We start from the raw sequence: 25,650 nt of genomic DNA, 5'->3' as shown, positions 1-25,650 counted from the left end.
GTTTGACACGATAAAAGGGTGGACGCCCCCGATCCGCCTTGTCATGATACCAAAACATACCATGAGAATACCGGCGCAAGATAAGCCGGTGGATTGAAGGGGACGCGGGGTGGCGAGGAAGAGCCTGACGATAGGGGGGATTTTGCCCATCGGCTTGGCGCGCCCCACTCCCTTCACCAGGCGCGATCGGCGCCCATCTTCCAAGGTCTTCGCCGCGTCGGACCGGCGCCCGCGAAGCCGCCAGCTTTCGGGGAAATCGTCTTGAAACATCGCCTCGGCCTGATCCTGGCCGCGCTCGCCCTCCCCTTCCCCGCGCTGGCCGCGCCCAAGACGGTGGCGACGCTCGACCATTGGCAGGTGCGGATCGACCCCAGCGATGCCGATGCCGCCCGCGCGCATCCACAGGCGGCGAACTGGCTGACCGCGACGGTCCCGGGCAGCGTGCAGCAGAACCTGATCGCCGCGCATATCGTCCCCGATCCCTATCAGGGCGCGAACGAAGCCCCGATCCAATGGGCGGGCCTGACCGGCTGGCAATATCGCACCACGCTGGACGTCACGCCGGAGATGCTGCGCCGCGATCATCTCGACCTGGTGTTCGACGGGCTGGACACCTTCGCGACCGTGACCGTCAACGGCCAGAAGCTGCTCTCCGCCGACAATGCCCATCGCCGCTGGCGCGCCGATGCCAAGCCGCTGCTCAAGGCCGGCGCGAACGAGGTGGTCGTGACCTTCGCCTCGCCGATCAAGACGCTCCAGCCGATGGTGCTAGCCGAGAAGAACCCGCTGCCCGGCGAATATGACTCCCCTTATGGCGACGAGCCTAAGGGCAAGCAGACCTCGCCCTATATCCGTAAACCCAAATATCAATATGGCTGGGACTGGGCGCCGCGCATCGTCGATGTGGGCATCTGGCGGCCCGCCCGGCTGGAGGCGTGGGACGCCGCGCGGATCGACAATCTGCGCATCGAGCAGGAGGCGCTGACCGATGCCGAGGCGCGCATCCTCGCCCGCGCCTCGGTGGTCGCCGACCGTGCGCAGACCGGCCGGATGGACGTGACCGTCACCGGCCCTGACGGCCGCCGTATCCGGGTAAAGCGCGATGTGGCGCTACAGCCGGGTGAGAACGATGTGGTCGTCCCCGTCTCGATCACCCGCCCACAGCGTTGGCAGCCGATCGGCTTCGGCGCACCTCCGCTCTACACGGTGGCCGCCACGCTGGCGGGCGCGGATTCGGTCGAGAAGCGCACCGGACTGCGCACCGTCGAGCTGGTCCGCAAGGACGGCAGCTTCGGGCTGAAGGTCAACGGCAACGTCATCTTCGCCAAGGGGACCAACGTCATCCCCTTCGACGCCTTCCCCGCGCGCGTCCCTGCCGCGACGGAGCGGGCTATGCTGGAGAAGGCCGCCAAGGCCAATATGAACATGGTCCGCGTCTGGGGCGGCGGCTATTATCCCGAACATAGCTTCTACGACGCCGCCGACGAGCTGGGCCTGATGGTCTGGCAGGACTTCATGTTCGGCGGCAGCGTGACGCCCCCCGACGCCCAGTTCCGCGAGAATGTTCGCATCGAGGCGGAAGAGCAGGTCGCGCGCCTGCAATCGCATCCCTCGCTGGTCATCTGGGCGGGCAATAACGAGGTGCTGTCGGGCTGGGAGAACTGGTCGGATCGCAAGGCGTTCAAGAAGGCGGTCGGCCCCGACGAGCAGGAGCGGATCGGCACCGGCATGGCCGTGCTGTTCGACCGCGTGCTGCGCGAGGCGGTGACGAAGAACTCGCCCGGCATCCCCTATTGGCCGGGCTCCCCCTCGACCGATTATGAAGCGCCGACCGACACCGACAAGGATGGCGACCGGCATTTCTGGGACGTCTGGTCGGGTTCCAAGCCGATCGAGCGCTACACGGATAGCTGCCCGCGCTTCATGTCCGAATATGGCTTTCAGGCCTTTCCCGACCTGTCGACCATCGCGACCTTCGCCGACCCCACCGATTTCCGCATCGACAGCCCGGTCATGAAGGCGCACCAGAAGTTCCTGGCGGGCGAAGGCAATGACCGCATCACCTTCTACCTGAAGCAGAATCTGCGCGATCCGCGCAACTTCGCCGATCTGGTCTATCTATCCCAGGCGATGCAGGCCCGCGCCATCGGTCTGGCCGCGCGCCATCACCGCGCCTGTCGTCCGGTGACGCTGGGTTCGCTCTATTGGCAGCTCAACGATAGCTGGCCCGCGATCAGTTGGTCGAGCATCGACTGGACCGGGCATGACAAGATGCTCCAGCATGAGGTCCGCCGCTTCTTCGCGCCCCAGACCATCGTTGCGGAGAGCAAGCCCGGGGTGACGCGGATCGCCCTGGTCTCCGACGCGACGACGCCCAAGCCGCTCGGCTGGCGCATCACCGGATATGGCATGGATGGCCGCAAGCTGGGCTCGCAATCGGGCAGCGTAACCATGGCCCCCGCCTCGGCCAGCGATGTCGCGATGATCCCCGACGCGACGCTGTTCGCCGGGGCAGCGCCGGAGAGCAGCTACGCCGTCGCCGAACTGTTCGACGGGGACACGGTGATCGCGCGCCAGATCGTCGAGCGGAAGGTGCCGCGCGACATGCTCTACCCCGCGCCGGGCATAACCGCGCGCTGGGCGGGCAAGCAACTGACGCTGACCGCGCGCAACCTCGCGCGCCAGGTGCAGGTCAATTTCGGCACCGTCGCCGCCGAGCCTTCCGACGACGGCTTCGACCTGTTGCCGGGCGAGAGCATCACGCTCACCATCCAGAGCGACGCGGACGCCGCCACCCTGGCGCGTACGCTTGCCATCTACACCCTCGGTCCGAAGGACGCCCAGTGATCCCCTTCCTTCTCCTTGCCGCCGCCGGTCAGGCCGCTGCCCCCGCTCCCGCCCTTCCCGAAGCCGCGCGCAAGCTGACCGTCGAGCAAAAGGCGGCGCAACTGGTCAACGAGGCCCCCGCCGAACCCGCGCTCGACCTGCCCGCCTATGACTGGTGGAGCGAGGGTCTGCACGGCATCGCACGCAACGGGCCGTCGACCGTCTTTCCGCAGGCGATGGGCATGGCCGCGACCTGGGATCCCGCGCTGATCCAGAAGGTCGGCGACGTCGTCGCGACCGAGGCCCGCGCCAAGTTCAACAGCCAGCCGCTGAACGCCGATCGCGGCCTCTATCAGGGGCTGACCATCTGGTCGCCCAATATCAACATCTTCCGCGATCCGCGCTGGGGCCGGGGCCAGGAAACCTATGGCGAGGACCCGTTCCTCACCAGCCGGATCGGCATCGCCTTCGTGCGTGGCCTGCAGGGACCGGACCTGAAACATCCCAAGGTCGTCGCGACCGTCAAGCATCTGGCGGTCCATTCGGGACCAGAGGGCGGTCGCGACAGCTTTGACGTGATGGTGTCCCCACGCGATCTGGAGGCGACCTACCTCCCCGCCTTCCGCGCGACGATCACCGAGGGGCAGGCGCTGTCGCTGATGTGCGCCTATAATGCGATCCACGGCACGCCGGTCTGCGCCAATCCGATGCTGCTGACCGAGCGCTTGCGCGGCGACTGGGGTTTCAACGGGCTGGTGGTGTCGGACTGCGACGCGGTCGGCAATATCTGGATGTTCCACCATGCCCAGCCCGATGCGCCTGCGGCGGCGGCGGCGGCCCTGCGCGCCGGAACAGACCTGAACTGCGGCAAGGCCTATCTCTCGCTACCGCAAGCGGTCACGCGCGGCCTGATTTCCGAAGGCGAGATCGACACCGCACTGGCTCGCGCGTTGGCAGTGCGGCGAATGCTGACGGTCGACAGCCCCTGGAGCCGGATCAAGCCCAACCAGCTCGGCACCGCCGCCAACCGTGCACTGGCGTTGGAGACGGCACGCAAGGGCATCATCCTGCTCGACAATCCGAACGACCTGTTGCCGCTCAAGGGCAAGCGGATCGCGGTCTTCGGGGCCAATGCCGATGATCTGGGCGTGCTGGAGGGCAATTATCACGGCACCGCGATCAACCCGGTGACGCCGCTCGAGGGCATTCGCGCGAAGTTCGGTCGCGACATCCGCTACGCCCAAGGATCGGTGCTGGCCGAGGGCGCCTTTGTGGGCGTGCCCGAGACGGCGCTGTCGAGCAACGGCAAGACCGGCCTGACGGTCGAGACGATGGGCGCGAACGGCCAATGGGCGGCCACCGGACAGGACCGCCGCATCGACTTCAACTATACCAAGACCGCGCCCTTCCAGCGCCGCTGGACCGGCACGCTGACCCCGCCGGGTCCCGGCCAGTATCGCTTGCGGCTCGATGGTCCGGCCTGCTGGCACGCCTGCCCCGCGCATGATGCGGTCAAGCTGTATGTCGACGATCAGCTGGTCATCGACGACGTGATCGGCGGCAAGAAGCTGGAAACCACGATCGACGGCACTGCGCCGCGCCGCATCCGGGTCGAGATCGATCACAAGGGCGGCGACGAAGGTTTCCGCCTGCAATGGCTCCCGCCCGCCGAAGCGCTTCAGGCCGAGGCGCTGAAGGTGGCGGGCGACGCCGATGTGCTGGTCGCGATAGTCGGCCTGTCGCCCGATCTGGAGGGCGAGGCACTGGGCGTCTCGGTCCCCGGCTTCGCAGGCGGCGACCGGACCGACATCGTGCTGCCCGAGATGCAGCGCAAGCTGCTCGCCGCGCTTCAGGCGACGGGCAAGCCGGTGGTCGCGGTGGTCGTCTCGGGCTCGGCGGTGTCGCTCGGTGACATCAAGCCCGCCGCGACGCTGGCCGCCTTCTATCCCGGCGCCGAGGGCGGTACCGCGCTGGCCGAGATCCTGGCGGGCGACGTGAACCCGTCGGGCCGTTTGCCGGTGACCATCTATCAATCGACCGCCGACCTGCCCGCCTTTGCCGATTACGGCATGAAGGAGCGGACCTATCGCTACTTCACCGGCAAGCCCGCCTGGGGCTTCGGCCATGGGCTCAGCTATACCCGGTTCGATTATGGCCAGCCGACCGTGACGGCGAGCGTCGCGGCGGGCCAGCCGGTCGAGGTTGCGGTGCAGCTTCGCAACACCGGCGCGCGAGCGGGTGAGGAAGTGACGCAGGCCTATCTCGTCCCGCCCGCCACGGGCGAGACGCTGGTGATGACCGACCCCGTGCTGCAACGCCAGTTGGTCGGCTTCACGCGCGTCGCGCTCAAGCCCGGTCAGGCGGGAACGGCGCGCTTCACCATCGATCCGCGCCTGATGAGCCAAGTTTGGCGCGACGGCAGCCGCCGTATCCTGCCGGGCACGTACAACCTCTATATCGGCGGCGGCCAGCCGGGTGACGGCGCGGGCCAGTGGACGCAGTTCACCGTGACAGGCAACGCTCAGGATCTGCCGAAATGACGCCCAACCGCCGCGAACTCATGGCTGGCGCCGCGGCCTTCGCCGCGACGCCGGCCTTCGCCGCCGCGCCCGGCTTCGTCAGCAAGCGTCCCCCGGTCGCCGAGCGCCGCTTCGTATCTAAGGCGGTCGAGGCGGAGATCACCCGCATCTCGAAGATGATCGCCGATCCCGAACTCCGCTGGATGTTCGGGAACTGCTATCCCAACACGCTCGACACCACCGTGCTGTCGCTGGGCGAGGTGAACGGCAAGCCGGACGCCTTCGTCATCACCGGCGACATTCCTTGCCTCTGGTTGCGGGATTCGGCGGCGCAGCTACGGCCCTATCTGCATCTGGTGAAGCGCGATCCCGCGCTCGGGCGGCTGTTCCGGGGGCTGATCGGGCGGCAGGCGCGGTCGATCCTGATCGACCCCTATGCCAATGCCTTCATGCAGGACCCGAACGCCAAGACGAACCTAAGCTGGGCGTTGAAGGACGATACCGAGATGAAGCCTGGCGTCGCCGAGCGGAAGTGGGAAATCGACTCGCTCTGCTACGCGATCCGGCTGGCGTACGGCTATTGGCGCGAGACGGGCGACACCACGCCGTTCGACGCGGAGTGGAAGGCCTCTGCGCGGTCGATCGTGAAGACCTTCCGCGAGCAGCAGCGCAAGGACGGCCTGGGCCCCTATCGCTTCCGCCGCTCCGCACCTGAGCCGACCGAGACGCTCTATCGCGGCTATGGCCTGCCGACCCGACCCAACGGCATGATCCATTCGGGCTTCCGCCCCTCGGACGATGCGTGTCTGTACGAACAGTTCGTGCCCGCCAACCTGTTCGCAATGACGACGCTGCGCGAACTGGCGGCCCTGTCGAATGCGGTCGGGGAGCCGACGCTGGCCCAGGATGCGACTGCGCTCGCCGGCGAAGTGGAAGCCGCGCTTAGGCAGCACGGCACCATGACGCTGCCGAACGGACAGACGGTCTGGGCCTATGAGGTCGATGGTTACGGCAATGCCGTCTTCATGGACGATGCCAATGTCCCCTCGCTTTCGGGGCTGGCCTATCTCGGCTGCGTCGACCCGGCCGATCCGCTTTGGCAACGTACCGTCTCCGCGTGTTGGAGCAAGGACAATCCCTGGTATTTCGAGGGGGCCGCGATCAGCGGGATCGGGGGTCCGCATACCGGGCCGGGACAGGTCTGGCCGATGTCGGTCATCACCCGCGCGCTGACCTCGACCGATCCGGCATTGCTGCGCGACAGCCTGGCGATGATCCGCCGGTCGCACGGCGGCACCGGCTTCATTCACGAGGGGGTCGATATCTACGATCCGACCAAATTCACGCGCGACTGGTTCGCCTGGGCCAATGGTCTGTTCGGCGAACTGATCGTCCACATCGCGGCGACCCGGCCGCAGGTACTTCGAGAGACGTTCGCATGATGTTCAGCCGCCGCTCGCTCCTTGCCGGGACCGCGCTCGCCGCGCTTCCCCTTCGCGGTGTCATGGCAAGCCTGCCCGCGCTGCCGACCCGGCCCAACCTGTTCGTCGGGACGGGCGGCGATGGCCATACCTATCCCGGCGCGGTCCTGCCCTTCGGCATGGTGCAGTTGAGTCCCGATACCGATGTCGAGCGCTGGGACACCTGCTCGGGCTATCACCATGGCGACAGCTCGATCATGGGGTTCAGCCATACCCATTTGTCGGGCACGGGCATCGGCGACATGCTGGACGTGCTGGTCGTGCCGACGCGCGGGGAGCTGAAACTGGTGCCGGGTCCGCTGTCCGACCCGGATGCGGGCTATCGCCAGCGTTACTCCGACGAGATGGCCGAGCCCGGCTATTACCGCGTCAAGCTGGAGTCCGGAGTGCTGGCCGAACTGACCGCGACGGCGCGGACCGGCTGGCATCGCTACACCTATCCCAAGGGCCCCGGGCATGTCCTGATCGACCTGTCGCATCTCGTCCTGGACAAGACCGACGAGAAGCCGCTGATCACCGATGCCGAGATCACCATCGAACCCGATGGCACGATCACCGGCACGCGCCGCGTGTTCCGCTGGGCCAAGGGGCGGCGCATCTTCTTTGCGATGCAATTGTCCAAGAAGCCGAGCAGGGTCCAGCTTTACGGCGACGGCGATACGCCCGCCACGGGCACCGCCGTCAAGGGCAACCGCCTGAAGGCCGCGCTGCATTTCGACGAATTGGGCGATGCGCCGCTGCTGATCCGATGCGGCATTTCGGCGGTCGATGTGGCAGGAGCCAAGGCCAATCTGGCGGCAGAGGCCTCGCATTGGGATTTCGGTCGCGTCCTGGAAACGGCGCAACGCCATTGGGCGACCGCGCTGGGCGGGGTCCGGGTCGAGGGCGGGACCGAGGATCAACGAACGATCCTGGCCTCCGCCAATTACCATACGCTGATCGCGCCGACGCTCTTTTCGGATGTGGACGGGCGCTATGTCGGGCTGGACGGACAGGTGCACAGGCTGCCCGCCGGGCAGTTCGCCTATAGCACCTTCTCCACCTGGGATACCTATCGCGCGCTGCATCCCTGGCTGATCCTGACCCAGCCCGAGCAGGCCAGGAAGCTGATCGAGGATGTGATCCGCCAGACCCAGCGCAGCGCCTATGGCCCGCCGGTCTGGACGCTCCAGGGCAAGGAGACGGGGATCATGATCGGCTGGCACGGCACGCCGATCATGGCCGAGGCGATGGTGAAGGGCATTCCGGCCGATTATGCCGCCGCCTGGCCCGGCATCGCCAAGCGCAGCTTCGACTTTTCCGCGCCCGATCTGGACAATAGCAAGGGCCGCGACCTGTATGACGCCAAGGGCTATGTCCCCGCCGACATCTGGTTCGAGAGCGTCAGCCGGACGCAGGAATATGCCTATGACGACTGGGCCGCGTCGCACATCGCACGCAAGGCGGGCGCCACCGCGCAAGCCGATCGGCTGCTCAAGCGCTCGGGCAATTGGCGCAACGTCATCGACCCGACGATCGGCTTCGCCCGCCCGCGCTTCAACGACGGCAGTTGGTGGAAGGATTACGACCCCATCCAGCTCGGCCATATGCCCAAGCCCTGGTGGCGCGACTATACCGAGGCCAATGGCTGGCAGGCGACGTTCCTCAACCAGCATGACGTCTATGGCCTGATCCGCCACATGGGCGGCGATGCGGAGTTCGAGGCCAAGCTCGACGGCCTGTTCAACGCGCCCTCGACCCTGCCCAAAAACGCGCCGCCAGACATTTCCGGACTGGTCGGCCAATATGCCCATGGCAACGAGCCCGACCAGCACGCCGCCTATCTCTATGCCTATGTCGGTGCGCCGTGGAAGACGCAGAGGATGGTCCGCCGCCTGCTGACCGAGATGTACAAGAACGCGCCCGACGGCATCATCGGCAATGACGATTGCGGCCAGATGAGCGCATGGTTCCTCTTCTCCTCGCTCGGCTTCTACCCGGTCGATCCGGTCAGCGGCGCCTATGTCTTCGGCGGACCGCTGTTCGACCGGGCGCAGGTGGCGATGGGCGGGGGCAGGACGCTGACGGTCGAGGCGAAGGGCAATGGCCCGGACGCGCCTTATGTGCAGTCGGTGACATGGAATGGCCGCCCCTGGACCAAGAGCTGGATCGACCATGCCACCCTGTCCAAAGGCGGCACCCTGTCCTTCACCATGGGCGCGCAGCCGAACCGCGCCTTTGGCCGCGATCCGAAGGATCGCCCGCCTTCCTTCGACCACAAGCCCGCCTGACCTTTCCCGGAGCCGCATTGAAGATGATCGATTTCTCCCGCCGCGCCGTCCTCGCCTCCGGGCTGGTCGCGTCCGCCACGCCCGCCATGGCGAAAGCCGGACCGGAAGCGCCCGCCCCCTATGGCGCCATCCCCTCGGCGCGGCAGTGGCGTTGGCATCAGCGCGAGCAATATGCGTTCATCCACTTCGCCATGAACACCTTCACCGACAAGGAATGGGGTTATGGCGACGAAGACCCCAAGACGTTCAATCCCAGTGATTTCAGCGCCGACCAGATCGTCGGAGCGGCCAAGGCAGGCAATTTGAAGGGCATCATCCTGACGGCGAAGCACCATGACGGCTTCTGCCTGTGGCCGACCCGGCTGACGGAGCATTGCATCCGCAACTCGCCGTACAAGGACGGAAAGGGCGATATCGTCCGCGAGATGTCGGACGCCTGCAAGCGCGCCGGGCTCGCCTTCGGCATCTATCTGTCGCCCTGGGACCGCAATCGGGCCGATTATGGCCGCCCGTCTTATGTGGAATATTTCCGCAAACAGGTGGTCGAACTCTGCACCGGTTATGGCGAGCTGTTCGAATTCTGGTTCGACGGCGCCAATGGCGGCGATGGCTATTATGGTGGTGCGCGCGAGACGCGGCAGATCGACGCGCCCAAATATTACAACTGGCCCTCGATCATCGCGCTGGTCCATCAATATCAGCCCATGGCGTGCACCTTCGATCCGCTGGGTGCCGATATTCGCTGGGTCGGCAGTGAGGACGGCATCGCGGGCGATCCCTGCTGGCCGACCATGCCGAACCACCCTTATGTCCAGTCGGAAGGCAATTCGGGCGTGCGCGGCGGCGCGCTGTGGTGGCCCGCCGAGACCAACACCTCGATCCGGCCCGGCTGGTTCTATCACGCCGACGAGGATTCCAAGGTCCGGTCGCCTGAGAATCTCATCGGCTATTTCGACACCTCGGTCGCGCGCGGCACCAATATGAACCTGAACCTGCCGCCCGACCGGCGCGGCCGCATCCCCGATCAGGACGTGAAGATCCTGAAGAGCTTCGGCGATGCGATCCGCGCCAGCTTCGCGGCCGACCTGGCGCAAGGCGCGGTGGCGAGCGCCAGCCATGTGCGCGGCAAGGGCTATGAAGCGACCAAGGTCCTCGACGGCAACCGCGACACCTATTGGTCGGCCCCCGATAGCGTGACCACCCCCAGCCTGACGCTCGACCTGCCGCCCGGTCGCAGCTTCGACCTGATCCGCATCCGCGAATATCTGCCGCTCGGCGTGCGGGTCACGCGCTTCGCGGTCGATGCCGAGGTGAACGGCCGGTGGCAGCAGCTTGCCGAGCATGAGTGCATCAGCGCGCAGCGGATCATCCGCCTGCCCGCCCCCGTCACCGCGCGCCGCGTCCGCCTGCGCATCGTCGAGGCGCCCGTCTGTCCGGCGATCAGCGAGGTCTCGCTGTTCCAAAGCGTCGCGCCGGTGCCCGTCCCCGCGATCGTCTCGAGCGACCCGACCGTGCTCGATACCAAGGGCTGGACCATCGTCTCGGCCAGTGCGCCGGGTGCGGAAAAGCTGCTCGACAATGACGCCAAGACCATCTGGATCCAGCCCGCGCCGACGCCGGGCAAGGCCGCCAGCGTCACGGTCGATATGGGTCAGGTCCGCGATGTCGCGGGCTTCAGCCTGACCCCCTCGCGCCAGGTCATGGTCGATGCCGCCCCGCCACGCGGCTATGTCGCGGAGACGAGCGTCGACGGAAAGAACTGGACCCCAGCGGGTTCGGGCGAATTTTCCAACATCGCCTATGCGCTCTCGACCCAGCGCCTGCCCTTCACCAGCGTCCGGCCGGTCCGCTATCTGCGGCTGACCTTCGCCGAAATGTCCAAGCCGGCCGAGAAGCTGGCGATCGCCGGGATCGGCGGTTTCACCAAGCGGTAAACCCACGCCGCTCATCATCCCATCCGCGAGGGCGGGGTGGCGAGCAGCACCATCCGGTGGGAGCCGCGTCGCAGCGGTTCGTCCGCGACTGCCCCATATTATTCGCCGATGTCATGACGCTACAGCGCGAGCCGGTCGCCCGGTTCGTGGAGCGCATCCCCCTTCGGTGCCGGGGGGATCTGAAGGCATTCGCGTATGACCGGCCCGCCGGCGAACAGGGATACGTCGGGAAAGCACGTACAATTGATAAAGATCAAGATTGGGATGGCCGGACCCGCCTTCCAGATGTCCTTTGATATTTCACGCCAAGTCCCGGGAGCTAATCAATATTAACAACGTTGTCGCTCCAAAACGAAAGGGGCGAGATTGTTCATCCTGCATTTGGCGCTTGGCGGCTGCCTGAAATCCCCGCCTGTCCATTATGGCATCACGGCCGACACGGGCGGACATATCGCCTATATCCTGGATGCAGCGCTCGCTCAGGCGGACAATATTGATGTTGATCAAGTTTCGATCGTCACCCGAATGTTTGCTGGCGATGGACTCGACCGCGAACATGGCCTGCCCAGTGAGCGCCTGTCGCCCAAGCTGACCATCGATCGGATCGCCACCGGCGATCATCGCTACCTGGAAAAGGAAGCGTTGGCGGACGACCTGTCCGCCTTTGCCGAGGCGTTCTGCGCGCATCTGGAACGGCTGCCCCGGCTGCCCGATGTGATCCACGCGCATTTCTCGGACGCGGCTGCGGTGGCGGCCGAAGCACCGCGGCGTTTCGCCATCCCCTTCGTCTACACGCCCCACGCTCTGGGGATCGACAAGCGCAAGCATCAGGGTCATTGCCCCGCGCTAGACGGGCGGATCGCCGCCGAACGCAGCGCCATCGCCGGAGCCGACGCGATCATCGTCTCGACCCGCGACGAAGCCGAGCGGCAGGTCCATGCCTATGCCGCCCCGGTCACGGGCCGAATCCACTGCATCCCGCCGGGGGTGCCCAGCCGCGATGCCAGCCCGATCAGCCGCCCCTCGCTGGCCGAGCGGCTCGACACGATGCTGCACGATCCGGCCAAGCCCATAATTCTGGCGATCGCGCGGCCGGTCGCCAAGAAGAATCTCGGGGGCCTCGCGCGCGCCTATGCCGCCTCGCCCGCGTTGCGCGAGGCCGCCAATCTCGTCATTCTGGCCGGACAGCATGACGGCCCCGGATCGCCCGAGGAACGCACCGTTCTGGCCGAGCTTCAGGCGCTGGCGCAAAGCGCCGAGCTTCAAGGACGCTTTGCCCTGCCCCCCGAACATGACGGTCATGACGTCGCGGCGCTATACGACCGCGCGGCACGCGGCGGCGTCTTCGTCAACGCGGCGCTTCACGAACCATTTGGCCTGACCCTGATCGAAGCCGCAGCGGCCGGCGTGCCGGTCGTCGCGACCCGGCATGGCGGCCCGAGCGAGATCGTGGGGTCCCTGGACCACGGACTGCTGATCGAGCCCACCGATGAACACGCCATTGCGCAGGCGTGCCTGACCATCCTGTCGGATCGCGAATGCCATGCCCGGATGAGCCAGGCCGGGCGTTCCGGTGCGGCACGTTACGACTGGGGTCGCTATGCCACCGAGTCCATCGCGCTCTATACCCGGTTGCCGCGCGCGCCGGGCCTGTTGGCGAGCGACATCGACCATACGCTGACCGGTTGCCCGGCGGGTGCGCATGGCTTTGCCGAATGGCGACGCGCGAGCGGCCTGCCCTTCGTGGTGGCGACGGGACGGTCCTTCGCCATGGCCCGCGCGATCCTGTCGCAATGGGGCCTGCCCGAACCCGATGCCTTCATCACCGATGTCGGTACGCGGATCATGCTGAAGGGTCCGCGCGGCTGGAGCGAGTGCCCGCTCTTTTCCGCCCGGCTCGATCAGGGATGGGATCGCAAGGCGGTGGTCGCCGCGCTCAAGCCGTTGCGCTTGCGGCCACAGCCACGCGATACCGCCGGTCCGCACAAGCTCAGCTTTTTCGGGACGGCGGAGGATGCCGCACGGGTCCGCGCCGCGCTGGCCGAACATGGTATCGCCGCCAAGACCGTCTTTTCGCATGGCCGGCTGATCGACGTGCTGGCCCCATTGGGGGGCAAGGCCGCGGCGGTCGCTGCCTATGCGCGGCGGTTGAACCTGCCGCTCGGTGCGTGCATCGCGGCGGGGGACAGTGGCAATGACGTCGACATGCTGGAGGCCTGTGGCCACGCTATCGTCGTCGGCAATGCCAGCGACGAGCTGGACGGACTGCCCCCGCGCGAAGGGCTGATGCGGGTCGCCGCCCATCACGCGCAGGGCGTGCTGGAAGGGTTGGAGCGGCTGGGTCTGGCCGATGCCAGGGCCGCCATCGGCACCAGCCGCACCCCGATACGGGCCAGCGCGGCATGACCCGACCCTTTGGCTATTTCGTCCATCATCAAGGGCGCGGTCATGCCGAACGCTGTGCCGCGATCCTGAACGCGCTGCCGCCCGAGCGGCCCGTGACGGTCTTTTGCGCACGCGACGACATTTTCCCAACACTGCCACCCCAGGCCGAGCTGATCGTCATCCCCTCGCTGTTCGAACCGACGGGGCTGGAGGCGCGGGGCATGGACGGGGTGCCGACCCCGGATACGTTGCACTGCGCACCGCTGGGGTGGCCGGGGATCCGGCATGCGATGGCGGTGATCGCGGGATGGTTCGACCGTGCCGACCCCGCACTCATGATCTGCGACGTGTCGGCGGAGATCGCGCAACTCGCGCGCATCTGTTCGGTGCCGCATGTGAAGGTGCTGCAACATGGCGACCGGAGCGATCCGGGCCACCGCGCCGCCTATGACGGAGCCGCCGGGCTGCTCGCGGCCTTTGACGAAGCGCTGGCCCAGCCCGAATGGGACGCCGCGATGCGCGCCAAGACCTGTTTCGCCGGAGGCCTTGGCGTCGATACCCGCGTGCCTGAGCGCGAGCTGGCGCGTCAGCGGATCGGCGTCGGTGCGGACGAAGAGGTGATATTGGTGCTGTCCGGCGGCGGCGGCGGCGGCTTTGCGCAGGCTCCCCTGGGCGTCGGCGCGCGCAGCCGCCCCGGTGCGCGCTGGATCACCATCGGCCCGGTAGTGCGCGACTGGCATGCGACCGAGCCCGCCAATATCGAACATCGCGGCTGGGTCGACAATCCGGCGGATCATGTCGCCGCCGCCGATCTCGTCATCGCCTCGACCGGCAACACCACCTGCCAGCAGATCCTGGCCGCCGCCCGCCCCTGGCTCGCCATCCCCGAATGGCGCTATTTCGACGAACAGCATCGCAAGGCCGAAGCGCTGGCAGCAGCGGGCGTCGCATGCGTCCGGCCGCACCTACCCTCTTCTGCGCAGAGCTGGTCCGCCGCTTTGGCCGAGACCCGCGCCGGTCATCGCCCCGCCGCTCAGCGCGCGATGATCGCCGACACGCCCGCGCAAGACGCCGCCGATTGGCTGGAGGCGCTGGCCGTGCGGCTATGGCCCACCGAACTCGATCTTTCCCCCGCCACCAATCCCGCCGGAGCCCGTTCATGATCTCGGTCGTCACTCTTGCCGGGGGACGCCCCGAACACCTGCGCAACGTCGTGCTGGGGCTCGGTCGTCAGACGCAACTGCCGACCGAACTGATCGTCGCGGTCATGCAGGACGACGCCTATGACCTTCCCGCCGCCCCCTTCCCCATTCGCCAGATGCGGGTGTCGGGCCCCCGACTCCCGCTGGCGCAGGCGCGCAACGCGGCGGCACGCGCCGCGGTCGGGGACAAGCTGGTCTTCCTCGATATGGATTGCATCCCGACGCCCGGCCTGATCGCGGAATATGACCGCTATCTGGACGAGATGGACGGGCTGATGATGGGTGAGGTCATGTATCTGCCAGGCGGCGCGACCCAAGGCGATTGGCAGTACGAGGACTTTGCCGCGCGCGCGGTCCGCCATTCCGACCGGCGCGGCCCCCCGCCCGAAGGGATTGAGCGGTGCGAGGATTATCGCTGCTTCTGGTCGCTCAATTTCGCGATGCGGCGCGACACCTTCCTGGCGACCGGCGGGTTCGACGAGCGCTATTCGGGCTATGGTGGCGAAGACACGGACTTCGGCAAGGTCGTGGACAAGGCTGGCGTGCCGATCGCCTGGATCAAGGGCGGCCTCGCCTATCACCAATACCATCCCCACCATATGCCGCCCGTCCACCATATCGACAGCGTGGTCCGCAATGCCGAGTTGTTCGAAGAGAAATGGGGATACCGGACCATGGGCCATTGGCTGCACGCCTTTCGCCTGATGGGGCTGATCGACGACACGCCGGGCCGCCCGATCCGCATCCTGCGCCAGCCGGATGCCGACGACCTGACCCTGACCGGGCAACAGAGCCATCAGCCCTATGCCAACACCGCCAGCGTCATCCGCCTGCTGGAGGAACGCGCCGCCAGCGCTCAGGTCGCGGCATGAGGATCGCGCTGCTCGCGCATGTCCGCCAGCCGATCCGCCAGCCCTTTCTGGGCGGGATGGAGGCACATGGCTGGTATCTGGCCGAGGGGCTGGCGGCGCGCGGGCATGAAGTGGTGCTGTTCGCCAGTGGCGACAGCGACCCGCGCTTCGCCATCGATCCGGTCCTGCCGGAGCATTATGAAGCGGTCTTCCCCTGGGCCGAGCATCGCGGCAAGCCCGAGCTGATCGCGCATGTCGATCGCGGCTATGCCGATGCCTGCGACCGGATCGCGCGCGGCGGGTTCGACGTGGTGCATAACAACAGCCTGCATCGCTTCCCCCTGGAGCCGCGCCGGACGGCGGTGACGCCGACCGTCACCTCGCTCCACGTCCCGCCCTATGATGCGCTTCACCATTTCGTCCGGGTCAGCCCGGCTCCGACCCACCGGCTGACCGTCACCTCGGCCAGCCAGTTGCGCGCCTGGTGGCCCGAGGACGCACCGCCGGAGGCATCGGTCCTGCACAATGCGATCGACCCCGCCGCCTGGCCCTTCGTCCCCGTCGGGAATGGAGAGGCGGTGTGGTGCGGCCGGATCACCCCGAATAAGGGCCCGCATCTGGCGATCGACGCCGCACGGATCGCGGGCCTGCCGCTGACCCTGTTCGGCGCGGTCGAGGACCCGGATTATTGGGCGGCGGAGGTCGAGCCCCGGCTGGGCGGCGCGATCCGCTATGGCGGGCATCTGGACGGTGCGCGGCTGGCGGCGGAACTGGGCCAAGCCTCCGTCTTCGTCTTCACGCCCTGCTGGGACGAGCCGTTCGGCCTGGTCGCGATCGAGGCGATGGCATGCGGCCTGCCCGTTGCGGCGTTCGATCAGGGCGCGGCGCGCGAAGTGGTCGGCGACGCCGGATGCATCGCGCCGGCGGGCGATGCGGCGGCGCTGGCACAGGCGATCCTCACCGCGACCGCCGTTCCGCGCCGCAACGCCCGCCGCCGGGTTGAGATGCATTTCGCCCGCGACCTGTGGCTCGATCGGTGCGAGGCGCTTTACGCCAGCGTCCGCAACGCTGCGCCGAGCGCTATCGCCGCATGACCACCGACGTCGTCGAACGCCAACGGACCCGATTACTTGACCTGTATCGCCGGCATGTCCGCCCCGGCGAACCCTATGCCCTGGTCGATTTCCCCGATCACCCCAATGTCGGCGACAGCGCGATCTGGCTGGGCGAGGTGACCTGCCTGCATGACATCGGTGCCGGCGATCCAGCCTATGTCTGCCGGTGGGACGATTTTGATGAGGACGCGTTACGCCGCGCCTGCCCCACCGGGCCGATCCTGATCCATGGCGGCGGCAATCTGGGCGACATCTGGCCGCATCACCAGCATTTTCGCGAAACGATCCTGACCCGTTTCCGCGACCGCCGGGTCATCCAGCTTCCCCAATCGATCCATTTCCGCGATCCTGGCCAGCGCGACCGTTTCGCGCGCGTGGCAGGCGGGCATCTCGACTTCCACCTTTATGTCCGCGACACGGCAAGCGTCGCCTTGGCGGAGCGTCATTTCGATTGCCCGGTGCAGCTCGCTCCCGACTCTGCCTTCGGGTTGGGCGCGTTGGTGCGGCCCGTCGATCCGGATTGTCGCCACCTGATGCTGTTGCGGTCCGATGCGGAACGGGTCGAGCGGGACGATGGGCCGCTGGCCGCGCTGGATGGAAGTGTCCTGCTCGATTGGCTGGACGAGCCGCCCGTTCTCTTAGCCGATCCGCTGGAGCGGGCGCGCATCCGGGTCGAGCGCGGCCTGCGCCTGTTGTCACGGGGCGAGAGGGTGGTGACCGATCGGCTGCATGGTCATATCCTGTCGCTGCTGCTCGGCATTACGCATGTCGTGATGGACAATGACTATGGAAAGGTCGGTGCCTATATTGCGACCTGGACGAGCGACAGTCCGCTCGTCCGCCAGGCCCAGGGCCCGCAGGAGGCGGCGGAGATGGTGGGGCGATGATCGACCTCAGCCTGTTGATCTGCACGCGCGATCGCCGCGACAGCCTGTCCGCGACGCTTGCCTCGATCGTCACAGCGGCGAACCATGGCGGAGCGGAACGGCTGGAATTGATCGTCGTCGACAACGGATCATCCGACGGGACGCCCGCGATGGTCCGGCAATGGGCGACCGAGCGCAGCTTCACCGTGCGCCTCTTGTCGGAGCCGCGCCCTGGCCTGTCGCGCGCGCGGAACATGGCGCTGGCGGCGGCGCGCGGCCGGATCATCGCGATGACCGATGACGACTGCGTCCTGCACCGCGATTACTTTGCCCGACTGGCTCAGGCCTTTGCGGCGATCCCGGCCCCGGTGGTCATTGGCGGGCGTATCCTGTTGGGCGATCCGGCGGACTTGCCCGTCACGGTCAAGCTGGAGGATCACCCGATGATGGCCGATCCGCAGGGCTTTCCTGGTGGTTTCGTCATGGGGGCTAATCTGGCCTTCACCGCCGATGTGCGGCGCCGGGTCGGGCGGTTCGACGAACGTTTCGGAGCGGGTGCGCCGTTTCGGGCGGCCGAAGATACCGATTTCCTGTTCCGCGCCCAGGCGGCGGGGATTCCCATCCGCTACGACCCCGGCTTCGTGGTCGATCATCACCATGGCCGGCGCTGCCAAGAAGAGGCGGTCTCACTGCTGGCGGGATACGGGTTCGGCGACGGCGCGCTCTATGCCAAGCATCTGCTGACCGACCGGCGGATCGGACGGTTGATCCGCGAAGATGTCCGAAACTTGCGGATGCGCTTTGTGGGGCCGGTCCCCGCCATTCGCCACTTCCATGCCTTTCGCCTGCGTCATGTGCTGGCGGGCTTTGCCGCCTATGGCCGCGCCGCGATCACAGGTCGACGCCCATCCGCACCCCGACCGTCCTCGGCCTGACCGGCGTCGATACGGTGCGCCGCCCCAGCAGGAAGGGATTGCCGAAGGCGAAGCGATTGCCCCGTTCGTCCAGCACATTGTCGAGCGTCGCGACCATGGTATAGCGGCCGGTGCGCGCGGTCAGCGCCAGATTGCCGATGCCATATCCGCCTTGGCGCACATCGAACATGTCGCCCACCCCCAATACCGAGGGACCGACGAATGCCGCCTCGGCCTTGGCGGACAGCGTCAGGTCCGGCGTGACGCGGAAATCGCGCACGACGCCCAGTCGCGCCGATATGCTGGGGGTCTCCGGCAAGCGGCGGTTGCGCGCCTTACTGAGCGCGGCGGTGGAGCCGGTCACTTCGTTATCCGTCGCGAAAAAGGCGCCCGTCAGATGCCAGTCGGCATGCGGCACCCATTCCGCCCACCCCTCCAGCGCATCGACCCGCGCATCGCCGATATTGCTGGTCACCGGCTGTCCCGACCGGTTGATCAGGTCCGCCTGGATCGCGGTCCAGCGTGCATGGGACAGGCTGATCGACGCCGACAGGCCGGTCGCGCCGCGCCGCAAATGGCGGATGCCGAGTTCCACCATCTGGATCGAGTCCGACTCGAAATTGGCGACCCGCCCCACCCCCGCCGCGACGGCAAGACCGCCGGTGCGAAACCCCGATTGATAGCGTCCGAACAGGCTCCAATGCGGGGCCAGCAGCCAGGATAAGCCGAAGGTCGGATCGACCCGCGTGGTCGAGCGTCCCCGGACATAATGGGGGCTTCGCGGCTTGATCGAGGGTTCGCCATCGACCCGCGCCGCCGTCACGCGCCCGCCCAGCGTCAGCGACAGGTGATCGCTGAGCGGATGCGTCGCCTCGACGAATATCGCGCCGCTCCGGGTGACGTTGGTCACTCCGATCACCGGCCGGACGCCTTGCTTGACGGTCAACGAGCGCGCCATCACCGACTGGTCGGAGACCAGATTGATGCCCACCACCCATGACCCGCCCCCCGGCAATCGCCGCGACAGGCGGCTTTCATGGGTGAACAGCGTCTTCGACCCATCAAGCTGATAGGATTGGTGCGCGCCCAGCACGCTGGCGTCGAACTGCTCGAACGAGGCACCCTGCACCAGTCCGGTCGCCGACACGAATTGCAGGCCATCCGCCCCGCTCTTAGACAGGAGCAGGCGGCCGAACGTCATGTCGCTCCAGGACGGCTGGGCGATTGCGGCTTGGCTGACCAGCACATCCTCGTTCATCACATATTGCGCATCGCGCGCGACGATCGACTGGGTGCCGCCCCCCAATTCGATCCGCCAGCCATCGCCCGGATCCCATCGCAAGGTGCCGCGCGCGCCGCTGGTCAGCACCCGGTTGATATCGGTCGCACCCGTCCGGCCATTGTCGATATAGCCGCCCTCGACGGCATGATAGCCGACCAGCCGGACGCCCAATGTCGAGGGCACGAGCATCACATTCGCCACCGCCGCGACATCGCCGCTCGGGGTTCCATGGGTGGTCAGCTCACCACCCCATTCCAGCCGCCCGCTATCGCGATCCAACATCACCGGGTTGGAGGTCAGCCGCACGATCCCCCCGATCGCGCCCGAGCCGTGCAGTGCGCCCTGCGGCCCCTCCGCAATCTCGACCTCGCCAATGTCATAGAACCGCAGACCCGGATCGGGCCCGGCAAAGGCGATCTGCACCTCGTCCAGATAGAGGCTGGCGGTCGACTCGGTCGCGCCGTTGAAGCTGCTGTCCGCGATGCCGCGAATGAACAGCTTGTTGCGCCCCGGCCCCAATGCGGTGGTCTGGAGAATGGGGGTCTGCGCCGCCACATCGCTGAGATCGACCGAGCCCGTGGGAATGGTGACCCCGCGCCCGATCACGGAGACGCTGCCCGGATAGCGAGCGAGTTCGGTGCCCTGTTTGCTGGCCGTGACGATGATGTCCTGCGCATTGCCGGACGGCGGTGGCGGTGGCGCTGGTCCGCGCTCGGGTGAGGCCTGTCGGGGCATGCGTGGCGAACCCACGATGCGGAAACTTTCCCCATCGATCGCCACCGCCCTATATCCGGTCCCCCGCAGCAATTGCGACAAGGCGCGCGCGGGTGGGGATTGGGTCGCAAGCGCCGGAGTGCGCACGCGGCGCAAGCGATCGTCGGTCGTGACGATGGTTATCCCGCCCTGTCGCGCCAGTTCGCGCAAGGCGATATCGAGCGTCGCGAATGGCAGGACGATGCGGCGCGCAACCGCTACGGGCCGCTCACGCGCCTGGACCGTAACGGGCAGGACGAGACAGAACGCGGCCCAAAGGCCGCGCTCAACGATCCCCGTCCGACGCCCGCAAAATCCAGTCCCCACCGCTCTGGCGCCACTCCGCTCCAATCAGCCTCGCGAGACGGGGAACATCCTTGCCGGCATCGCCCGTCATCCGGACGACACCCGTGACGTTGCGATCGACCAGTGGCCCCTCCACCGCGATGCGAACGCCATAGGCCGATTGCAATCGTGCAGCAATCGCCCCCACCGTCTCCCGGTCGAAATCGAGCAAGCCGCCGCGCCACCCCCCGATGGCGGACGGATCGATCGCAACGCGGCGCAGCCTATGGCGCGCTTCGTCCAGCCGGATTCCCTGCCCCGCGGTCAGTGCGACCTGCTGTCCCAGTGGAGCCAGTGACACCGATCCCTCGGCGACCGCGACGTCCAGCCGGGTTCCCGCACGGCGCACGTCGAACACCGTGCCCATGTCACGAATCACGACCGCGCCCGAATGGAGTTCGAACGGCGCGGACGGGTCGTGCCGGACATGGAATAGCGCTTGCCCCGCCTCCAGCGTGGCGAGGCGGGTATCGTTGCGATCGTAGCGAAGGCGCGATCCCCCGGCGAGCTCGATCCGGGTGCCGTCGTTGAGCGCGATCTGGCGCGTTTCCCCTGCCCGCGTCTGCTCGACCCGCATGTCGGGACCGCGGTTCAACATCGTCGGGCCGGCGACGAGAGCGACAGCCGCCGCCACCCCGCCGAGCAGCCACCAGCGTCCCCAGCCGGCATTGTCATTGGCCGTCTCGATCGGAGGATCGGGTTCCACGTCCGCCGTCGGCGGGACCAGCAACGCATCGGCCATCGCGACCGCGTCATAGGCGCGTGCGTTGGCCGGGCTTTCTTCCAGCCACGCGGCAAAGGCGTCCCATTCGGCGGCGCTCATGTCACGCTGCCGGATGTGCCAGTCGATCGCCTGTTCCTCACGCGTCACTCGTCCGCGCTCCTTTCGAGGATATGACGATGCGGTGACGTACGATCCGCACCCTCCATCTCCCGATTTTCCTGCAAAAAATGATAGGCCCGGCGCAACAGTTTCTCGACCGCGCTGACGGTGATGCCCATCCGGTCGGCGATCAACCGTTGCGGCTGATCCTCGAAGCGGAAAAGCGTGAAGGCCTGACGCATCCGCTCGGGCATTTGCGCGATCCGCGCCTGGGCCTGTGCCAGTTCGCCCCGCGCCGCGACGATGCGTTCTGGGTCGGCATATTCCTCCGATTGGGGCTGGACTTCTTCCCATGCCCCCTCGCGGGCACCGCGTCGGGCGGCGGCGATCCGGCGATCGGTGGCGAGGTTGGTCGCCATACGGCAGAAAAAGGGCATGGGCTGTTCGACATGCCCCCCCCTCCAGCGCAGCAATGCGCAGCCAGAGATCCTGAAGCGCGTCCTCGGCATCCTCCACCGAACCGAGCCGGGCCGCCAACAGGCGACGCAGCAGCGGCCGCGCCTCCATGAACTGGCCTTCCAGACCCGTATCGCCCAATCCACCGCCCTCTGGTCAGGCGGCGAAGGCCAGCCCGCGTTGCGCCGCCATGTCCGAAACCGAAACCCCGCGCAAGACATCGGCCTCGTCCCGCCGCGCCGCCGCGATGGCGTCACCCGGCCGCGTACCCGCGCCGGGGTGACACATGACCAGGTGAAAGCGCCCCGCCCGATCGAGAAAAGACGGAAGGGCCTGCGCAAAGCGGCCGTCAAAGCCATAATGCCCGGCAAAGCCGTCATTGCAGCGCAGCCCCGCCGCCTCCGCATCGCGGCGCAATCCACGCGAGTGAAAGGCGCTGCCGATCGCCTTGCCGCGCCAGGGCCGGCCGAGCAGCGCGGCGATTTTGTCCTCGCAGGTGCGAAGCCATGCGTCCGGCGCACGGCGACGCGTGATGGCCAGCACGATCGGGCGGATGCCGGGAAGCGCGTGCGAATGCTGATGCCCGTCGACAAAGGCGGGCGGACGCCCCATCGCCGACTCGAAACGGTCGAACTGCGCCTCGACCTCGCGGGCGATCTCCCCCGGATCCAGTCGCCCGCGCGCCGCCAGCCGGGTCAGCGGGTCGATCCCCGGCATCACCCCATCACGGGTAAAGCCATTGGGGTGGATCGGCGCCTCTTCGGTCAGCGTCAGGTGAAGCCCGATCTGCGCCGTGTCGGGCAGGTCGCGCAACATCGCGCTGTCCTCCGCCCAATTGGGGCGCAGCGTCATGCAACTCGTGGCGTTCAGCTTGCCGGCTTTCAGCAGTTCGGCGATGACCAGACTGTCCGCAGTGGAAAAGGCGAAATCGTCAGCGCATAGAATAAGCCGGTTCACCCACCACTCCCGCCAGATTCTGATAGGCCTTTTCGCGCATCCGCTCGGTGGTCAGCCGCCGGGCCGTCAGTCGGCGGGCCAGAAACGTGTAGAAGAACCAGTCCCCCGCGAACGGCGCGGCGATGCTGTAGAGCAGGCGCTCGCTGAAGGTCCAGCGGATCGATTCCCGGTCCCGCTCCCGGTCGGAGGGCGTGCACCAGAAGCCGTCGGCATAACGCATCGTGCCGTGGCGCAGCACCCGGTGGATCACCTCATGATCCTCCAGCACGTAATTCCAGCGGCGCGGATCGAAGCCGCCCGCCGCCTTCAGCGTCCTGGTGCAAAAGGCTTGCCCCGCACCGCCCGCATGGCATTGCCGAGGCAGCAGTCGCGCGGCCAGACGGATGGTCGCGGACTCGCGCCGACGCTCCGCTTCGCCATCACCCGGTGCGATGAAATAGGCCCCCGCGACGACGCATCCGGGTCGTTCCAGCAGCGCCTGCGCCTCGGCCAGATAGGTCTCCGGGTACCGCGTATCGGCGTCGCACGTCGCGACGAAGCGCGTATGGACATGGTCGAGGCCGAGGCGCAGCGCATTGATCTTGCCCGGCAATCCTTGATGCAGCAGGATATGGTCCAGGCCCAGCCGCTCGCACGCCTCCGCCGCTACCCTCGCGCTGGCGTCGAGCGAGCCATTGTCCACCAGCACCAGCCGAAAGCGCAGCCTCTGCCGCGCCAGACTTTCCAGCGTCGCCGCCAGTTCGGCCTCTTCGTTGAAGAAGGGCACGATCACCGTCCAACATGGCGCAACATATGCCGGTGCCTGTTCCGTCTTGCCGGCATTGGCGCAGGCCCTAACATTGCGCCAAGCCGCGCCTTCCGCATCGAGCAGCATCAACCCACCCCGCCCATGAAACCCAAAACAACCTCGTCGCCAAAGCCCCCGCCCGACAGCGTTTCCGCTCAAGTCGAGGTGTTTCATAAGCCTGACGTCGCCACCCCCGGCCGACCGGACATAGGTTAAGAAAAATTTTTCACCGGGCGGATGCCATGCCGATTTCCTTTGCGATCGGGCGACCGGCAATGACATGGGCGCTGCGAAGCCGGGGCCGCCGGCAGCACACCCGGAACGGATCGAAATGACGGATCTGACGTCGTCCCGCTTGAACGCCAGCCGCTTTGCCACGCTCCGCCTCCTCGACAGGCCGACGGTCGTGGCGTTCGCGCTGCTGATCTTCGCCGTGCTGGTCCGCGCGCGCGATTACGGCAATCCGGTCACGCATGTAGACGAGCAATATTATCTGCTGGTCGGCGATCGGCTGTTGCACGGCGCACGTCTCTATATCGATCTCTGGGATCGCAAGCCGCCGGGGCTGTTCCTGCTGTTCGCCGGTTTCCGCCTGCTGCCGGGGGATGGTTTCCTGGCCTATCAGCTGGTCGCCACGCTATGCGCCGCTGCGACGGGCTGGCTGATCTGGCTGGCGGCGCGGCGCATGACGCTGGCCCCGCCCGCCGGGCTGGCGGCGGGCGCAGCCTATATCCTTTGGCTGCCATTGCTCAGCGGCGGGAGCGGCCAGTCGCCGGTCTTCTACAATCTGGCGATGACGGCGGCGGCGGTTCTCACGCTGGAACTCCCCCGCCTGGCCGAGCGGCGCGCGGTGGGCGCGATCGTGGCGAGCGGTGCGGCGGCCTGCCTGCTGGCCGGTATCGCCATCCAGATCAAATATACTCCGTTGGTCGAAGGCGCGTTCTTCGGGCTTGCCCATCTCTTTTATCTCTGGCGGGCGCGAGCAAGCGTCCTCTCGCTGGGATTGGCGGCGCTGCTCTGGATGGCGCTGGGGTTGTTGCCGACGGCGTTGATCGTCCTGCAATATTGGATGAAGGGCCCGGCGGCGTTCGACGCCTTCTGGTTCGCCAACTTCACCTCGATCACGCTAAGACGCGGCTATCCCATGGCGAAGATCGTCGGACGACTGGCGGGAATCGGGGGCCAGTTGCTGCCGCTGATCGCCTGTGCCGTAGTCGCGTGGCGCAAGGGGCCGAAAAGCCCCGCCATGACCCTGACCCGCATCTGGCTGATTTTCGCGCTGGTCGCCTTTGCGATGATCGGCGCGTTCTTCGATCATTATGCCTTGCCGCTGGTCGCCCCGCTTTCGCTCGCCGCCGCGCCCGCCTTCAGCATGGGGCGAAAGGCGATCGTCCCGGTCTTCCTGATCGGCACCGGGTTGTTCATCTTCCACGCCGCCACCAACGACCCGAGCGAGGGCGATGGCATCCGTCGCATGGCCAGGATCATGGCGGCGGTCGATGGCGCCGAATGCCCCTATGTCTTTGCCGGGGATTCCAGCCTTTATCATCTGTCGGGTGGCTGCGCGCCGACCGCCTATGCCTTTCCCTCCTCGCTCGCCTATGAGGCGGAGCGCGGGGCGATCGGGGTGGACGAGACGGCGGAGGTCGCGCGTATCCTTGCCCGCCGCCCGCCCGCCATCGTGACGCTGGACGATCCTTTCTCGCCCTGGAACGTCGCGACGCAAAGGCTGATGATCCAGGCTCTCGCCCGCGACTATCGCCCGGTCATGGCGGTCCCGCGCGAAAGACGGCACGAAGTCCTGTATGTCCGCCGCGACCGGCTCGTTCCGCCTCTGAAATAAAAGCACGGTCGCGGTTGTTTTCGCTGACACCCCGCCCCATT

At 67.1% G+C, this 25,650-nt stretch carries 17 protein-coding genes; 12 read left to right on the top strand and 5 right to left on the bottom strand.

The features are described from left to right. Nucleotides 1–261 precede the first annotated feature (261 nt). From ACWPWT_RS11415 to ACWPWT_RS11365, 11 genes are all read left to right on the top strand, one after another. Complete coding sequence (locus ACWPWT_RS11415; RefSeq protein WP_454279718.1) at nt 262–2,847, top strand: beta-mannosidase; 2,586 nt, start codon at nt 262–264, stop codon at nt 2,845–2,847. Beyond that, nucleotides 2,844–5,366 carry a glycoside hydrolase family 3 C-terminal domain-containing protein gene (locus ACWPWT_RS11410; protein ID WP_454279717.1) on the top strand — a complete coding sequence of 841 codons (2,523 nt, stop codon included), beginning with the start codon at nt 2,844–2,846 and terminating at the stop codon, nt 5,364–5,366. The genes ACWPWT_RS11415 and ACWPWT_RS11410 overlap by 4 nt, the downstream gene beginning before the upstream one ends. Then, nucleotides 5,363–6,787 (top strand): glycoside hydrolase family 125 protein, encoded by a 1,425-nt coding sequence (locus tag ACWPWT_RS11405; protein ID WP_454279716.1) that lies wholly within the window; start codon nt 5,363–5,365, stop codon nt 6,785–6,787. Before ACWPWT_RS11410 ends, ACWPWT_RS11405 begins: the two co-directional genes overlap by 4 nt. Further along, nucleotides 6,784–9,096 (top strand): GH92 family glycosyl hydrolase, encoded by a 2,313-nt coding sequence (locus tag ACWPWT_RS11400; protein WP_454279715.1) that lies wholly within the window; start codon nt 6,784–6,786, stop codon nt 9,094–9,096. Before ACWPWT_RS11405 ends, ACWPWT_RS11400 begins: the two co-directional genes overlap by 4 nt. Nucleotides 9,097–9,119: 23 nt before the next feature. Next, complete coding sequence (locus tag ACWPWT_RS11395; RefSeq protein ID WP_454279714.1) at nt 9,120–11,030, top strand: alpha-L-fucosidase; 1,911 nt, start codon at nt 9,120–9,122, stop codon at nt 11,028–11,030. 366 nt (nt 11,031–11,396) lie between these two features. Next, entirely contained in the window at nt 11,397–13,436 is a 2,040-nt protein-coding gene (locus ACWPWT_RS11390; protein ID WP_454279713.1) for an HAD-IIB family hydrolase, read from the top strand. After that, nucleotides 13,433–14,578 (top strand): glycosyltransferase, encoded by a 1,146-nt coding sequence (locus ACWPWT_RS11385; protein ID WP_454279712.1) that lies wholly within the window; start codon nt 13,433–13,435, stop codon nt 14,576–14,578. The genes ACWPWT_RS11390 and ACWPWT_RS11385 overlap by 4 nt, the downstream gene beginning before the upstream one ends. Next, nucleotides 14,575–15,489, top strand: a complete 915-nt coding sequence (locus ACWPWT_RS11380; RefSeq protein ID WP_454279711.1) for a galactosyltransferase-related protein — start codon at nt 14,575–14,577, stop codon at nt 15,487–15,489. Before ACWPWT_RS11385 ends, ACWPWT_RS11380 begins: the two co-directional genes overlap by 4 nt. Further along, nucleotides 15,486–16,562: a glycosyltransferase gene (locus tag ACWPWT_RS11375; RefSeq protein ID WP_454279710.1), complete on the top strand. Its 1,077-nt coding sequence runs from the start codon at nt 15,486–15,488 to the stop codon at nt 16,560–16,562. The genes ACWPWT_RS11380 and ACWPWT_RS11375 overlap by 4 nt, the downstream gene beginning before the upstream one ends. Next, on the top strand, nt 16,559–17,470 hold the full coding sequence (locus tag ACWPWT_RS11370) for a polysaccharide pyruvyl transferase family protein (protein ID WP_454279709.1): 912 nt from the start codon (nt 16,559–16,561) through the stop codon (nt 17,468–17,470). Before ACWPWT_RS11375 ends, ACWPWT_RS11370 begins: the two co-directional genes overlap by 4 nt. Then, entirely contained in the window at nt 17,467–18,384 is a 918-nt protein-coding gene (locus ACWPWT_RS11365; RefSeq protein ID WP_454279708.1) for a glycosyltransferase family 2 protein, read from the top strand. Before ACWPWT_RS11370 ends, ACWPWT_RS11365 begins: the two co-directional genes overlap by 4 nt. Here ACWPWT_RS11365 and ACWPWT_RS11360 read toward each other — a convergent pair. The 5 genes from ACWPWT_RS11360 to ACWPWT_RS11340 form a co-directional block, all read right to left on the bottom strand. Continuing rightward, nucleotides 18,341–20,725, bottom strand: a complete 2,385-nt coding sequence (locus ACWPWT_RS11360; protein WP_454279707.1) for a TonB-dependent receptor domain-containing protein — start codon at nt 20,723–20,725, stop codon at nt 18,341–18,343. The genes ACWPWT_RS11365 and ACWPWT_RS11360 overlap by 44 nt on opposite strands. Further along, nucleotides 20,685–21,614 (bottom strand): FecR family protein, encoded by a 930-nt coding sequence (locus ACWPWT_RS11355; RefSeq protein WP_454279706.1) that lies wholly within the window; start codon nt 21,612–21,614, stop codon nt 20,685–20,687. Before ACWPWT_RS11355 ends, ACWPWT_RS11360 begins: the two co-directional genes overlap by 41 nt. After that, entirely contained in the window at nt 21,611–22,003 is a 393-nt protein-coding gene (locus tag ACWPWT_RS11350) for an RNA polymerase sigma factor (protein WP_454279705.1), read from the bottom strand. Before ACWPWT_RS11350 ends, ACWPWT_RS11355 begins: the two co-directional genes overlap by 4 nt. Before the next feature lie 175 nt (nt 22,004–22,178). Next, complete coding sequence (locus tag ACWPWT_RS11345; protein ID WP_454279704.1) at nt 22,179–22,979, bottom strand: ChbG/HpnK family deacetylase; 801 nt, start codon at nt 22,977–22,979, stop codon at nt 22,179–22,181. Next, nucleotides 22,954–23,853, bottom strand: coding sequence for a glycosyltransferase family 2 protein (locus ACWPWT_RS11340; RefSeq protein WP_454279703.1), 900 nt, complete (start codon nt 23,851–23,853; stop codon nt 22,954–22,956). The genes ACWPWT_RS11345 and ACWPWT_RS11340 overlap by 26 nt, the downstream gene beginning before the upstream one ends. A gap of 244 nt (nt 23,854–24,097) precedes the next feature. Here ACWPWT_RS11340 and ACWPWT_RS11335 point away from each other — a divergent pair, with 244 nt between their 5' ends. Further along, complete coding sequence (locus tag ACWPWT_RS11335; RefSeq protein ID WP_454279702.1) at nt 24,098–25,609, top strand: ArnT family glycosyltransferase; 1,512 nt, start codon at nt 24,098–24,100, stop codon at nt 25,607–25,609. Nucleotides 25,610–25,650 lie beyond the last annotated feature (41 nt).

The organism is Sphingomonas sp. Marseille-Q8236 (assembly GCF_965112005.1).
Note: the sequence above shows the minus strand (reverse complement) of the source record. Positions and strands in the feature narration are given on the sequence as shown.

Excerpts from the sequence above, each read along its gene's own strand:
- ACWPWT_RS11405 (WP_454279716.1), top strand. The coding sequence starts at position 5,363 with ATGACGCCCAACCGCCGCGAACTCATGGCTGGCGCCGCGGCCTTCGCC.
- ACWPWT_RS11400 (WP_454279715.1), top strand. The coding sequence starts at position 6,784 with ATGATGTTCAGCCGCCGCTCGCTCCTTGCCGGGACCGCGCTCGCCGCG.
- ACWPWT_RS11395 (WP_454279714.1), top strand. The coding sequence starts at position 9,120 with ATGATCGATTTCTCCCGCCGCGCCGTCCTCGCCTCCGGGCTGGTCGCG.
- ACWPWT_RS11385 (WP_454279712.1), top strand. The coding sequence starts at position 13,433 with ATGACCCGACCCTTTGGCTATTTCGTCCATCATCAAGGGCGCGGTCAT.
- ACWPWT_RS11380 (WP_454279711.1), top strand. The coding sequence starts at position 14,575 with ATGATCTCGGTCGTCACTCTTGCCGGGGGACGCCCCGAACACCTGCGC.
- ACWPWT_RS11375 (WP_454279710.1), top strand. The coding sequence starts at position 15,486 with ATGAGGATCGCGCTGCTCGCGCATGTCCGCCAGCCGATCCGCCAGCCC.
- ACWPWT_RS11370 (WP_454279709.1), top strand. The coding sequence starts at position 16,559 with ATGACCACCGACGTCGTCGAACGCCAACGGACCCGATTACTTGACCTG.
- ACWPWT_RS11365 (WP_454279708.1), top strand. The coding sequence starts at position 17,467 with ATGATCGACCTCAGCCTGTTGATCTGCACGCGCGATCGCCGCGACAGC.
- ACWPWT_RS11350 (WP_454279705.1), bottom strand. The coding sequence starts at position 22,003 with ATGCCCTTTTTCTGCCGTATGGCGACCAACCTCGCCACCGATCGCCGG.
- ACWPWT_RS11340 (WP_454279703.1), bottom strand. The coding sequence starts at position 23,853 with ATGCTGCTCGATGCGGAAGGCGCGGCTTGGCGCAATGTTAGGGCCTGC.
- ACWPWT_RS11335 (WP_454279702.1), top strand. The coding sequence starts at position 24,098 with ATGACGGATCTGACGTCGTCCCGCTTGAACGCCAGCCGCTTTGCCACG.